This is a genomic window from Methyloprofundus sp., from assembly GCF_965251085.1.
Taxonomy (GTDB): Bacteria; Pseudomonadota; Gammaproteobacteria; order Methylococcales; family Methylomonadaceae; genus Methyloprofundus.
On the sequence record NZ_OZ252594.1, the window covers coordinates 1,557,726 to 1,571,479 of the forward strand.

A 13,754-nucleotide genomic window follows, 5' to 3' on the forward strand; every position below is an offset into this window, starting at 1 on the left:
ACAATAATTAATAATGCCGTCTTTCCTGAACTTGCAATGCGAGGCTATATATCACTGGAAACACCAGTAGACTTACTATCAATACCGTTACCATACCGCCTAAAACCGGGGCAGCGATACGCTGAGTAACATCTGCACCGGTGCCTGTCGCCCACATAATAGGAATCAAGCCTAGCATGGTGGTAAAGGCGGTAATGGCAACAGGGCGGACACGTAGAGCCGTGGCGTATTCGACGGATTGTTGAATTTCCTCTGCGCTGAGTGGCGCTTGTTTCTGTTGCCTGAGTCGGGCAATTTCGATATCAATAAAGTTTAGCACCATAACGCCCGTTTCAGCAGCAGTGCCGGCCAGGGCTATAAAACCAACATAAACTGCCACCGATAAATTAAAGTCATACCAGAAAATCGTCCAGATGCCTCCAATAAGACCGAAAGGAATGGTTAGCATTACGATAGTCGGTTCAATAAGGTTGCGAAAGGTGAAGTATAACAATACAAAGATTAGTAGCAACGTTAGCGGGACCACAGTCCGCAGACGCTCAGTAGCACGTTGCATATATTCAAACTGCCCTGACCAGTTGAGCGTATATCCATCGGGAATTTCTACTTGTTCAGCCAGAGTCTTTTTGGCCTGGCTGACAAACCCCCCTATATCGGAAGTTTTAATATCCACATAAATCCAGGCGTTAGGACGCGAATTTTCGCTTTTAATAACCGGAGGGCCACGCCTTAATTCTAGTTCTGCCACTAAGGTGAGTGGTATTTGTACTCCCGTTGGTGTGGGTATCAAAACCCGTTTCAAGCTTTCTAGATTATCTCGTAGTTCGCGTGGATAACGCAGGTTGACCGGGTAGCGTTCTAAGCCTTCTATAGTTTCAGTAACATTTATCCCGCCGATAGCAATTTGAATTACATCTTGTACAGCGCCAACCGTTAACCCATAACGAGCGGCTTCCTCCCGGTTAATATCAAAGTCCAGATAATAACCTCCAACTGCACGGTCTCCAAAGGCTGAAAGTGTTTCTGGCAGGGTTTTCATTACTTGTTCTATTACTATCGATAAATGCTGTAATACGTTTAAGTCCGGCCCAGATACTTTAATGCCTACAGGCGTTTTAATACCGGTAGAGAGCATGTCGATACGGGCTTTAATGGGCATAGTCCAGGCGTTGGCCACGCCTGGAAAGTTAATAGCTTTGTCCATTTCAGTCATTAATTGTTGAGTACTTTTTTCTGGATCAGGCCATTGATTTTTAGTTTAAGGCGTATGGTGGTTTCAGCCATCGAAAGAGGAGCGGGGTCGGTTGCTGTATCGGCACGACCGACTTTACCAAAAACAGATTGAACTTCAGCAAAGGTCTTCAAGATCTTGTCAGTCTGCTGTAACAGTTCCTTAGCTTTTGTTATAGAAATTCCCGGAAAGGTGCTAGGCATATAAAGTATATCTCCTTCATCTAATGGAGGCATAAATTCGCTACCGATTTTACTTAATGGGTAGGCCGTTGAGGCCAATAATATGATTGCTATGATTAAGGTCGCCGGACGCCAGCGCATAGCTATTTTTAGCAAAGGGGTGTGAATTAAATGCAGTAAACGATTAGCCGGATTTTTTGTTTTCGGGAATCAGCCTGCCACGAATAAAATACCCCATTAATACGGGTACGAGGGTAATTGTTAATATTGCAGCGGCAGCCATCGCGTAGGATTTTGTATAGGCAAGCGGGCCAAACAACCGGCCTTCCTGAGCCTGCATTGCAAAAATGGGTATAAATGAGACAGTAATTATCAGCAAGGAAAAGAACAGCGCGGGCCCTACTTCTTTAGATGCGTTAGTGATAGCTTGCCAGCGTTCTTTCTGTGTCAAATCAGTTTGTTTCTGTGCGCGTGCTTCGGTTAAGTGTTTATGTGCATTTTCCACCATAACAATAGCACCATCAACCATATCGCCTATGGCAATTGCAATGCCACCCAGAGACATAATATTAGCATTTATCCCCTGCAGTTTCATAACGATAAAGGCCATCAGTACAGCCAATGGCAGGGTAATAACGATAACCAGTGATGAGCGTAGGTGCAGTAGAAATAAACCTACCATAAGGCAAACAATGATCAATTCCTGGCTTAGGCTTTAGTTAAAGTTTGCACAGCACGTTGAATCAAATCACTGCGATCATAAACGGGAATTATTTCTACGCCATTAGGAAGGCCTGCACTCAGTTCATGCAATTTTTTTTTAACCCCAGCTATGGTCGCTTTGGCGTTTTCACCAAAGCGCATAATAACCACGCCCCCGACAGCTTCCCCTTCGCCATTTAATTCCACTAAGCCCCTGCGTAATTCAGGACCAATTTGTACATGTGCCACGTCTTGCAATCGAATCGGGGTGCCATTGCTATCTACCCCCAGTGGAATGCTATTAATATCAGCTATGCCTTTTATATATCCAAGGCCACGTACCATATATTCTGTTTCTGCCATTTCGACCAGGCGTCCACCGACATCATTATTAGATCGTTGAATAGCTGTTTTAACTTTAGCTAAAGGAATGCCATAAGCGAGTAGTGCATTAGGGTCCACTTCAACCTGATACTGTTTTACAAAACCGCCAACCGAGGCAACTTCTGCAACGCCGGGCACTGTTTGCAGAGGGTAACGCAGGTACCAATCTTGTATAGAACGTAATTGTGCCAGGTCATGTTGGCCGGTTTTATCAATCAGCGCATATTCAAAAAACCCAACCGACGCCGGTAGCATCTGGCCCCAGGGATGGATTAACTCCCTGGGGTAAACGGTTACTGGCATAATTCAAGTACTCTAGTACCCGTGAACGTGCCCAGTACATATCGGTACCATCAGCAAATATAATATAGACAAATGACAAGCCAAAAAACGAATAACCTCGTACCACCTTGGCTTTAGGCACGGCTAACATTGCAGTTGTTAATGGATAAGTGATCTGGTCTTCAACGACTTGCGGAGCTTGCCCCGGGTATTTGGTAAATACGATGACTTGTACATCTGATAAGTCAGGTATGGCATCCAATGGCATGTTTTGAAACGACCATAATCCGGCTACTGCCAGAACCATGGCGGCTAATAGGACAATAAAGCGATCTTTGATAGCACTGTCAATTAAAGCCTTAATCATGTTGATGGCCGGTGTGCAAATTGTTTACAGGCGTGTTTTGTCCTACTTCCTCCGGTGGAGGTAGGGGCTTAGTTGGTTCGAGCATTTTTGCTGTTGCTTCGCGTAATTTTGATTCTGAATCCAGTAGGAACTGTGCAGAAATAACGACTTCATCACCTGTTTGAATACCCTTTAAAATTTGTACTTTTCCATTGGATGCCAGCCCTAGCGTTACCAGTCGTGGTTCGAATTTGCCAGGCGCGCGGACTACAAAAACCTGGTTGCGTACACCCGAACGAATGACTGCTTCAGCTGGAATTACGATGATATTTGATTGTATGCCTGCCTGAATTGTTACTTCGGCAAACATCTCTGGCTTTAGTAGTAAATCAGGGTTATCAAAAACCAGGCGTACTTTTATAGTACGTGTTTTGGCTTCGGCATAAGGGTATATATAGGCAAGATGGCCCGTGAAAGTTTTGCCGGGGATACCCGCCAGTTGCATTTCTACTGGATCGCCTTGTTTTACCCAGGGTAATTCGTATTCATAGATATCAACTAGAACCCAGACCTTGCTTAAGTCGGCTATCATGTAGATTTCGGTGGCGGGGGTGATAAATTGACCTTCTCGTGCGCCTATTTTCATCACAATACCGCTACTAGGTGCATGAATATGTAGGCTTTTTTTTATTTTTTGAGTGTGTTCTAATTCAAGGATTTGGTGTTGAGGGACATCCAGTAATTTTAAACGTTCACGTGAACTTTGTACCAGATCTTCGGCTCCCTTGCGAATATCCTCTATTGGGCTATTTTCTAGAGCTTTCAAATTATTGATTGCAAGAATATACTCCTGCTGGCTAGCAACTAACTGCGGTGAGTATATACTCAATAGATCAGTATTTTTTTTCACCCATTGGCCGGTCTTATCCACATTTTGGTGTTCTATCCAGCCTTCGGTTTTAGGGTGTAAATGTACCATGCGCTCTTCATTATAGGTGACTCGACCTACTGCTCGCACCGTATGTGAAAGTGAGGTTTTTTGTGCAATTGCGGTACGTACACCAATATTTTGCACCGTGACGCCATCAATTGCTAGCGTATTTGTAGCAACATTTTCATCCTTTGCATATACTGGAATGTAGGCCATTCCCATAGCATCTTGAGTCGGTGTAGGGGAAGTGACTTCCGGATTCATGGGGTTGCGGTAATAAAGTATTGTAGGGGACTGATTTTTTGTAGTGACTAGTTTATCGAATGGTTCTTCATTATTTTTAATATTGGCCAATCCATAGCCAATAACAAAACCAATAGTTAGCATCAATGGAGCAATAAAGAGTGCAGGTTTATTCATAAATTTCCTCATTGCCGACAACTGCAATCAGTTGTGCTAGAGCTTGATTAGCCTGAGTTAAGGCTTTCCAGTATTGCGTTTCGTAATTGTACAAAGTGATTTGGCTACGCACTAGGTTTAAAAAATCGACCTTGTTTACCTGATAACCTGCCAGCATAGACGCGACGGTTTGTCTTGCCTGTGGAATAATGCCGCTGTTAAATAATACGACTTGTTTTTTAGTTTGCTGAAATTCACTATAGGCCGTTGAAATTTCAGTGCGTACCTGGTTCCACTGATCTCGGAGAATATAGCGTTGCTGCATTAACTCACTACTGCGTTGATCGACAGCATGACGTTGTTTGCTTGCAGCAAAAATCGGCACGCTCATACTGAGTTTTAGGGTCAATAAATCAGCGCGCTCTTGACCGGAAAGCGTATCGCTACGCCCGCCATAAAATGCACCGACTTTAAAATCTGGATAATAATTTTTTTTTGCAAGATCGAGGCGTAATTGTGCTGCATTGATGGTTTTACGTTGTGCGGATAGCATAGCCCGGGAATCTTCCGCCTGTTGAAACAAAGATGATTGGTTAAGCAAGGCTGGCAAGGCGCCGAAAAATTCATTATCTAATTCAATAGCTTGATCAGCCGACCTATCCAGTAGCGCGTTCAATTGTGCGCAACTTATATCTCTGGCACCCTTTAATCTGATATCAGTATCAAGTAGCTTAGATAATTCTAACTGAGCCAATAATACATCCTGTTGCAAACCTTCGCCGACTTCGTATTTAGTGCGGGCTATATTAACGAACTGGCGTAAAAGTTCCTGATTGGCCAGAATAATCTCCAGCGATCGATCTATGTAAAACAGCGTCCACCAGAGTTTTTTTACATCTCGCAGTAAATGCCAGCGTACTTCTGTAACATCTAGCACGGCCGCTTCAGCTTGGTAGACAGCAGTTTGTTCTCGCAAAGCAAGTTTGCCCGGAAAAGGAATGTCCTGAGAGATGCCGCCTTGTAACTGCGTCATATTATCCTGTGCGAGATCGAAGGTATTAACGGGTAGGTTTAAAGCATTAAAACTGATAACAGGATCTGGCAAGCTGCCTAATTGTGATGGAATAGCTGCCATAGCTTGGGAGCGCATTTGCATTTGAGCCAGATTAGGGTTGTCTAGCACAGCGATTTTTAGTGCGGTCTGTAATGTTAATAATTCTGTCTGTTCTGCAATGCTAGTGTTAGATAAACTCAGTAACACTATACAATGTGCTATTTTAATCGCTAATTTCATAGATCCTCTTATTTGAAATTACTGATTCACTAGGGTAGCCATGAAATACAGTATAAGTCAGGTTTAATATCAATCAGGAATTAAATCATCCCCTGATTGTACTAAATGACGATCAGGGAGTTGGTAATAAATAATCGTCCAAAAATCACCCAGGATTTTTGTTTCTGTTTAAATCTTCTCAAGAGGAGCATCGTTATTCTACGCGACGATTGAGAAGATTTAAACAGGAAAAAAAAGACCAGAGAGATTGGATGATTATTTGTTTCCACCTCCCTAAGCCCAGTGCAATTATACTTCGCGCGGTCACGAATGCGGAAATATAGTGAGCTTATTTTTATCGATAGCAAAGCCTGCCCCGTATTTGATGCGGGGCGCTGAAACTGGCGCATAGCTGGCTACGTAAGGGTTTCAGAAACGTAGCTATTGGCAAAAAACTCAGCCGCTAGAAATCCTCAGCCGTGACCGCGTGAAATATAAGATAAAATAAAAATTGCATAATAAGACGACCGGTCGCATAATAAGCCCATGTTAAAAACATCCGCAAAACAAATTAAACGTGACAGGTTGCTGGATCAAGGTGTGCAAATGCTTATGGATCAAGGCTATCATGGCACAGGTTTAAAAGAAATTCTGGATATTGTAGGCATACCCAAGGGTTCTTTTTATAATTATTTTGCCAGTAAAGAAGTGTTTGCTGCTGAAGCTATTAGCCATTACATTGAACCTTTTTTAATACGCTTAGAGGGGCATTTGCAAAACCCGGAGCTGGATGGATTGACAGCATTAAAGCGATATTATGCAGAATTAATTTGCGAGGTGGAACGTATAGGCTACAAGGGAGGGTGTCTGATGGGAAATTTAATGGGTGAAGTAGGAGACACCAGTGAAATTTGTAGGCGTTCTTTAAAGTCAGCTATTGAGCGTTATAGAAATCTACAAAAAACCGCTTTATTACGCGCGCAAAATGAAGGTACTGTTACTAAAAATCTTGATGCAGACATTATGTCTAATTTATTAGTTGATCATTGGCAAGGTGCTTTATTAAGAATGAAAATTGAACAATCAGTACACCCTTTGCAGCAGTTTGTAGAGACATTTTTGGAGGATTATTTTTTAAAAAAATAATCAAATTACTATTTATTAATCAGTCCTGCAGGGTGCTGTACTGGATAAACACAATTAACCTGTAGTGCACTGTACATTTTCAAGACGACTGGTCATCTAGGGGGCTAATATGCCAAAATATATCATTGAACGAGAAATTCCGGGGGCAGGGCAATTAACCGGGAATGAATTACAGCAAATTTCACAGAAATCTAGCTGTGTTTTGCAGGATATGGGGCCACAAATACAGTGGCTAGAAAGCTTTATTACAGCGGAAAAGGTGTATTGTATCTACATTGCCCCCAATAAAGCAGCTATCCGTACACATGCTGAACGAGGAGGTTTTCCAGCAAATGCTATTGCTGAAATAACAACTATCATAGACCCAACGACAGGAGAATAATCACTACCACTACACCATCATAATAATAAAAGTCATTATTAAAAACTCTGTCATCAGAAAGAATTGTAGGGCGTGGCTTTAGCCCGCAAGTTGAATAAGGCGGGCTAAAGCCACGCCCTACAATGGTTCTTTATAGAGTCACTGAATAATTGCACAAAAATTAAATAATTGAGGAAGAACGATGAATATTTATTCTAGTAAAGCAAAAAATATAGGGTCTAAATGGTTACAGGCCTGTGTATTTACAATAGCTACACTGTTTATTTCTACACCAGTCTATGCTGATGAAACCTGCCAGTCTCCGTATATGGCTAAAATTGTCGGCCAGGAGGATTTTGTTTATGTCTGGACCTTAGGTATGGACGGCGTAGGGGATGAACAGGATAAATTAGTGACGGTGGATGTTAATCCCAAATCAGCCAAGTATGGCAAAGTTATAAATAGCTTGTCGGTGGGTGGCCGCAATGAAGCGCATCATTCTGGATTTACGGATGACCGTAAGTATTTATGGGCTGGTGGATTGGATACTAACAAAATATTTATTTTTGATGTCCACACAGATCCGGCTAAACCAACCTTACATAAGGTGATTACTGATTTCGTAGCTAAAAGTGGTGGCGTAGTGGGGCCGCATACGACTTATGCTTTACCGGGTAGAATGTTAATTACCGGACTTTCAAATAATAAAGATCATGGCGGGCGTACTGCTTTGGTAGAGTACAACAATAGTGGAGAATATATTACTACGCATTGGACGCCGACTGATAGCGACTTGCGTGGCGCGATAAAAACCGGTAAATATGCTGATGGCTATGGTTATGATGTACGCGTACTGCCTAGACGCAATGTAATGATTAGCTCGTCGTTTACGGGCTGGAACAATTATATGATGGACTTTGGCAAAATGCTGGGCGATCCTGAAGCCATGAAACACTTTGGTAATACCGTTGTGCAATGGGATTTACATGCGCGTCAGCCCAAAAAAATATTTGATGTGCCAGGAGCTCCTCTGGAAATCCGTTGTGCATGGGACCCAAACCATAATTATTGCTTTACTACAACGGCGTTGACTTCAAAAATCTGGTTGATCTATGAAGATAAAAAAGGCGAGTGGCAGGCAAAGGAAGTAGCTGATATTGGTGATCCTAGCAAAATCCCACTGCCTGTGGATATCTCCATTCAAAGCGACGATAACATGCTTTGGGTTAATACTTTTATGGACGGTAAAACACGTGGCTTTGATATATCTGATCCGTTCAACCCCAAACAGATTTTAGAGCAAAAAATTGGTTCTCAGGTCAATATGGTGTCATCCAGCTGGGACGGCAAGCGCTTGTATTATACTTCTTCATTATTGGCAAATTGGGATAAAAAAGGCCAGGATAATGAGCAATATCTGAAGCTATATAGTTGGGATGGAAAAAAATTAACAGAGCAATTTACGATTGATTTTATTAAAGAAAAACTAGGTCGTGCACATCAGATGCGTTTTGGGGCTTATTCGCTTTATGCCGCTAAAACTGATAACAATCTAGTTGCAGAGTTAAATCAGTAATCAATATATTATGAAGACCTGCAACCTTTAGTCATATTTAAACATCTCTGTTATTTTTGTTTTTGCAAGACAGAGAAATTTCTTATAACAAGGTTCCTGCGCGCTTTTAGCAGGAATCTTGTTGACGAAACAATACCTGATTTCCCAGAACTCTTAGCTTTACTTCGTCATCCTATGCTTTAGCAGGAATCTCTTAGGTTAAGCACAGATTTCCGACAAAAGACTTCGGGAATAACGTGACTCTTAACATGCTGTTATTTTAAACGTTTTTTAACCTGTAAAAATCAGTTGCTTACGTTTTATAGGTTTAATATGGCTGTGACTTGTATGTAATCAGGATGATTTTTATTAGCGAATTTGCACAGTGCTATGTAAATAAAAAGGTGCACGAGTTATGACAATTATTATGAAGATTTTTTATGTCTGGTTTTTTCTAGGACTGTTACCTTGCTCCTCACTCTATGCTGATACACCCCCAGCATTGGCACCGGGCTATAGTCCCTTAGCCTTTAAAATCCCACAGGCAGGTAGTTACGATCTACCTGTTATTAGTATGGCTACGGATGGAGAAGTGTTAACAACAGCGAGTCAGGTTCGTCACCTATACGAATTAATGGGCGATAAAATTACCTTATTAAGCTTTATCTATTCTACCTGTAGTGATGTTAATGGTTGCCCATTAGCGACACAGGTATTTCATAAAATTAACCGGCGTTTACAAAAAGAGCCTGGTTTAGCCGACAAATTGCGCTTACTGACCTTAAGCTTTAATCCTGAGCACGATACGCCAGCAGCAATGAGCCGGTATGCATCTGGTTTTACCAATGCTAAAGTGGATTGGCGGTTTCTTACCACTCAGTCAGAGCGACAACTGCAGCCTATTCTGGATCAATACCAGCAGGCAGTGCTAAAAATATATGATAAAAATGGGGCGTTTACTGGAACGTTTTCACATATTCTGCGTGTTTATTTGATAGATACAGATAAACAAATACGCAATATCTATAGCGTTTCTTTTCTGCATGCGGATACATTGATTAATGATGTAAAAACTTTGCTTAATGAAGCTAGTATTGAAAAAGAAACAGCATCCTCGGTTAATTTTCTGCCATTTCAAGCAGGTTATAATAAGCAAAACTATGCTCAGAAAAACTATCAAACTCAAACTATTTCACTGCTAGAACGTCAGGGACAAGAGGCTGATTTACTCAGTTATATCAAGACAGTTCCTTTAGGTTTGCCTGCCGTACCCATTCCCGCCAGTAATCCTGTGAATGCTGAAAAAATAGCATTGGGTAGAAAACTGTTCTTTGATCGGCGCCTTTCACTAAATAATACTTTTTCCTGTGCTATGTGTCATATCCCGGAGCAAGGTTTTAGCAGTAATGAAATGACAACTGCTGTTGGCATAGAAGGACGTAGCGTGCGGCGAAATAGTCCGACTATCTATAATGTCGCCTATGCGACCTTGTTGTTTCACGATGGCCGGGAAAATACGCTAGAGCAACAGGTCTGGGGACCACTACTGGCACATAATGAAATGGGTAATCCCTCTATAGGCTATGTGGTTGATAAAATTAAAGCCTTAGATGATTATCAAGAGCAATTTGAACAAAGCTTTAACACCGGCCCGGACATGCGCACGATAGGCGAGGCATTGGCCAGTTATCAACGTAGCCTGGTATCAGCCGATTCAGCATTTGATCGCTGGTATTATGCTAAACAGGATAGCGCGGTCAGTGAAAAAATTAAACGTGGCTTTGCCCTGTTTAAAGGCAAGGGCACTTGTAGTCTGTGTCATACCGTTGAGAAAAACTTTGCATTATTTACTGATAATCAAATGCATAATACAGGCATCGGTTATCGAGAATCCATGCAAAAAACACCCGAAAAGCAAAAAATACAAGTAGCACCGGGCGTATTTATAGACGTAGAGAGCAAGCAGATTACTGCTGTTGCAGAACCCAAACCGGGTGATTTAGGCCGCTATGAAATTACCCAGGATCCACAAGACAGGTGGAAATACAAAACCCCGAGCTTGCGTAATATCGCTTTAACAGCACCGTATATGCACAATGGCTCATTATCAACTTTGACTGATGTAGTCATGTTTTATAACAAGGGTGGGGTGAGTAATGAAACGCTAGATCCTTTAATTAAGCCATTGCATTTAAACGCCAACGAAATTAATGATTTAGTTGCCTTTTTACAAGCGCTAACGGGAGGAAATGTACAACAACTGGTAGCCGACGCTTATGCTGCGCCAGTGGGGAATTAGGCATCCTTCATAGAAAGCCAAAAGTAGTTTACATATACAACGATAAGCCCATCTTAAAAAACTGTCCACGAAAGACACGAAAAGCACGAAAATATTTTTAACGGGTGACCATGCTATACGCTACCTTCAAAAGAATATGGAGGATGCCGTCAATTTTCGTGTCTTTCGTAATTTTCGTGGATAAAAGTGTAAACAGAAAAATGAAAGGTGCCGGAAATTAGTCTACCTTGAGCGCAAAGTAGTGTTTATAGCCTGTAGATAATTCAATCCATCATGAAATTTTTTATTGGCAATTGTTGGCTTGATTGATAATATATTGATACAAGCACGACTAGCGTAGAACTGATTGATATTCGCTTTGTCCACTTTTTGAACTCAGATATTTGGCGTAATTGCCAATATCCATTATAGAGAGAATAAGTATATGCCAACTAATATGTCTGAAATTAAACAATTTATTGCTGACGGGTCTTTGCTTGCCATGGATAATCCTTTATTTGTTGGCGCCTTGGTACTCGTTGTATGGTTTTTAGCCGCAGTATTGTATAACTTAAAAATGCTGGGCATAAAAAAGCAGTTAAAAACAGCTGAACAAGGACATCTTGAAGTAAAAGAAAAACTATCAGCTGCTGAGAAACTAGCTAAACAACAGGAAGATAAACTGACTAGCGATACAGAACAAATGCTTAAAGATAAGCAATTTATGACAGATACCGAAGATAAAATATCAGCACGTAATCAGGCGGTCGTTGCTAATATTCGAGCTATTGCAACCCGGTTTGATTTAAGTGAGCAGCTTGTTGATTCCGAAAAAACCATGAAAGACGAATTTATCTGGCAACAACAAGATAATATTATTCAACAACTAGGTGACCGTCTGAATGCTGCGCAACAGGAAATTGCACAAACGGGTGAAAAAGATTCTTTGATTACTAACTTGCAAAATTCTTTGGATATGCAAACTAAGCAATTTGCCCAGTTAGAGCAGGCCATTGAAGTGCAAAAACAAGAGCAGCAAGAACACCAAAAAGAAGTTCAACAACAATTAAGCAATACTTTGGAAAAACATCAGCTGGATTTCACTCAGCTGATTGAAACCGTGCAAAATAAATTACCAGCTATTGATAACTCACAACAGGATAAACAAGCATCAGAACAAACAAGTCAGTCACAAGTAAGCCAGTCACAAGTAACTAAGCAAGAACATATTGCTGAGCAACAAATCGTTGAGTTTAGTGCAATTGAACCAGTGAATGATATTAATGCGGAAAATGAAACGACAGCGATTCCTGAGATTCTGGAGAGTGTAGCTAAATTAGAAAACATCCTGGAACAAAGGGAACAGAATGAAGATCAAGATGGAACAAGTTCAACTGAGCTTCCGCTTGATCCTGAAATTGATGTTGATAGTGAACCTAACAATTTAGTTCAAGACCTGTTGAATATCGCAGAACCTACTTTCAGCACAGCGATAGAAAATGAGCCTAGGGATACTGGTAATAAGGTATCGGAGGAGACTAAATCCAGCTCGAATATCGCCAGTAAATTCAAAAATTTATTGGGAAAGGTTAAAAAGTCCGATGCAACAAATAAAACCGAATCTAGCCCTCAAACCCTTACGGCTGATGAATTAATTGTTAGCAATGAAATTAAAAGCGAATCTACAAAGGTATCTGGGAAATTTAAGAGCTTGTTAAGTAAAGCCAAAAAAACCAATACCAAAACCGAGCCGGAGCAACAGGTTGATTCATTTACGGTCGAAGACACCAATGTTCCTGAAGTAGAACAGCAAATTGAGACCTTTACTAGCGAACATTTTAAAGAGCCTGAAGTAGAAGAGGTTCCTGTAGAAACCGACTACGGTACATCTAATTTTAAGATGCCTGGAGCTCTTAAAAAAATGTTTGGCAAAGCAAAGAAATAAGCTTGTAGGTTCACGCTATGCTATAGACATTCTATAGGGGGTCGGATGGGTAGAACGTCTTTTTTGCGACTCGTAAGAGCTCGAAGAGAAACCCATCATTTTACGTGGGATCGATGGGTTTCGCTACGCACCAAAAAAACCGATGCTACGCTCTACCCATCCTACGGAAATGTTAAACAATGAACTGTTCAAATATCTTCTATTAAATATTCATATGTCACGCTGGAAAGCCCCTAGACCTATATCATCGCCATACATCACTCCCGCTGGCTACCAACGCTTAGAGCAGGAATTAAAAAACTTATGGCTGAAACGTAAAAATGTAGTTGTAGCTTTATCTGCAGCCGCCGCTGAAGGTGATCGATCTGAAAATGCTGAATACATTTATCGCAAAAAGGAGTTGCGAGGGATAGACGGGCGCATTCATTTTTTACAAAAACGCATGCCAACGCTGAATATAATTTCAGCTATGCCCGCTGATCAAGAAAAAATCTTTTTTTCTGCCTGGATATTACTAGAGACTGATAAAAACGAGGAAGTGTTATATCGTATTGTAGGTGCCGATGAGTTTGAAATGGATAAACGCTATATTAGCCTTGATTCGCCGCTAGCTCAGGCCTTACTAAAAAAGACCTTTGATGATCAGATACTCATTAGAAACGAGTTTCAAGAGACTCAATATACGGTAATAGATATTCAATATGGGCTTGAATTTGAGAATGAGTAAATATGCTGACAA

8 protein-coding genes and 1 pseudogene are annotated in these 13,754 nt (G+C 41.2%); 6 read left to right on the forward strand and 3 right to left on the reverse strand.

All coding sequences use genetic code 11. The annotated features are described in order from the left end of the window. Window positions 1-7 precede the first annotated feature (7 nt). From ACQY3F_RS07090 to ACQY3F_RS07100, 3 genes and pseudogenes are all read right to left on the reverse strand, one after another. Window positions 8-3,148 (reverse strand): annotated as a pseudogene (locus tag ACQY3F_RS07090) (efflux RND transporter permease subunit). Beyond that, window positions 3,141-4,478 carry an efflux RND transporter periplasmic adaptor subunit gene (locus ACQY3F_RS07095; protein WP_428354190.1) on the reverse strand — a complete coding sequence of 446 codons (1,338 nt, stop codon included), beginning with the start codon at window positions 4,476-4,478 and terminating at the stop codon, window positions 3,141-3,143. Before ACQY3F_RS07095 ends, ACQY3F_RS07090 begins: the two are co-directional and overlap by 8 nt. Then, window positions 4,471-5,751, reverse strand: coding sequence for a TolC family protein (locus ACQY3F_RS07100; protein WP_428354191.1), 1,281 nt, complete (start codon window positions 5,749-5,751; stop codon window positions 4,471-4,473). Before ACQY3F_RS07100 ends, ACQY3F_RS07095 begins: the two co-directional genes overlap by 8 nt. A 525-nt stretch (window positions 5,752-6,276) precedes the next feature. On the opposite strand from ACQY3F_RS07100, the gene ACQY3F_RS07105 reads away from it, so the two are divergent. The 6 genes from ACQY3F_RS07105 to ACQY3F_RS07130 all read left to right on the forward strand — a co-directional run bounded on the left by ACQY3F_RS07105 (window position 6,277) and on the right by ACQY3F_RS07130 (window position 13,742). Continuing rightward, a complete protein-coding gene (locus ACQY3F_RS07105; protein WP_428354192.1) occupies window positions 6,277-6,876 on the forward strand; it encodes a TetR family transcriptional regulator C-terminal domain-containing protein in 600 nt (199 codons plus the stop codon). 109 nt (window positions 6,877-6,985) lie between these two features. Continuing rightward, complete coding sequence (locus ACQY3F_RS07110) at window positions 6,986-7,258, forward strand: DUF4242 domain-containing protein (RefSeq protein ID WP_428354193.1); 273 nt, start codon at window positions 6,986-6,988, stop codon at window positions 7,256-7,258. A 181-nt stretch (window positions 7,259-7,439) separates the two neighbouring features. Beyond that, on the forward strand, window positions 7,440-8,813 hold the full coding sequence (locus ACQY3F_RS07115) for a selenium-binding protein SBP56-related protein (RefSeq protein WP_428354194.1): 1,374 nt from the start codon (window positions 7,440-7,442) through the stop codon (window positions 8,811-8,813). A gap of 394 nt (window positions 8,814-9,207) precedes the next feature. Beyond that, window positions 9,208-11,091, forward strand: a complete 1,884-nt coding sequence (locus tag ACQY3F_RS07120) for a cytochrome c peroxidase (protein WP_428354195.1) — start codon at window positions 9,208-9,210, stop codon at window positions 11,089-11,091. 436 nt (window positions 11,092-11,527) lie between these two features. Then, a complete protein-coding gene (locus tag ACQY3F_RS07125; RefSeq protein WP_428354196.1) occupies window positions 11,528-13,015 on the forward strand; it encodes a hypothetical protein in 1,488 nt (495 codons plus the stop codon). A 169-nt stretch (window positions 13,016-13,184) separates the two neighbouring features. After that, on the forward strand, window positions 13,185-13,742 hold the full coding sequence (locus ACQY3F_RS07130) for a GreA/GreB family elongation factor (RefSeq protein ID WP_428354197.1): 558 nt from the start codon (window positions 13,185-13,187) through the stop codon (window positions 13,740-13,742). Window positions 13,743-13,754 lie beyond the last annotated feature (12 nt).

What these genes read in the sequence shown, in the direction of transcription:
- ACQY3F_RS07100 (WP_428354191.1), bottom strand. Translation starts at nt 5,751, where the DNA reads ATGAAATTAGCGATTAAAATAGCACATTGTATAGTGTTACTGAGTTTA.
- ACQY3F_RS07095 (WP_428354190.1), bottom strand. Translation starts at nt 4,478, where the DNA reads ATGAATAAACCTGCACTCTTTATTGCTCCATTGATGCTAACTATTGGT.
- ACQY3F_RS07115 (WP_428354194.1), top strand. Translation starts at nt 7,440, where the DNA reads ATGAATATTTATTCTAGTAAAGCAAAAAATATAGGGTCTAAATGGTTA.
- ACQY3F_RS07130 (WP_428354197.1), top strand. Translation starts at nt 13,185, where the DNA reads ATGTTAAACAATGAACTGTTCAAATATCTTCTATTAAATATTCATATG.
- ACQY3F_RS07110 (WP_428354193.1), top strand. Translation starts at nt 6,986, where the DNA reads ATGCCAAAATATATCATTGAACGAGAAATTCCGGGGGCAGGGCAATTA.
- ACQY3F_RS07105 (WP_428354192.1), top strand. Translation starts at nt 6,277, where the DNA reads ATGTTAAAAACATCCGCAAAACAAATTAAACGTGACAGGTTGCTGGAT.
- ACQY3F_RS07125 (WP_428354196.1), top strand. Translation starts at nt 11,528, where the DNA reads ATGTCTGAAATTAAACAATTTATTGCTGACGGGTCTTTGCTTGCCATG.
- ACQY3F_RS07120 (WP_428354195.1), top strand. Translation starts at nt 9,208, where the DNA reads ATGACAATTATTATGAAGATTTTTTATGTCTGGTTTTTTCTAGGACTG.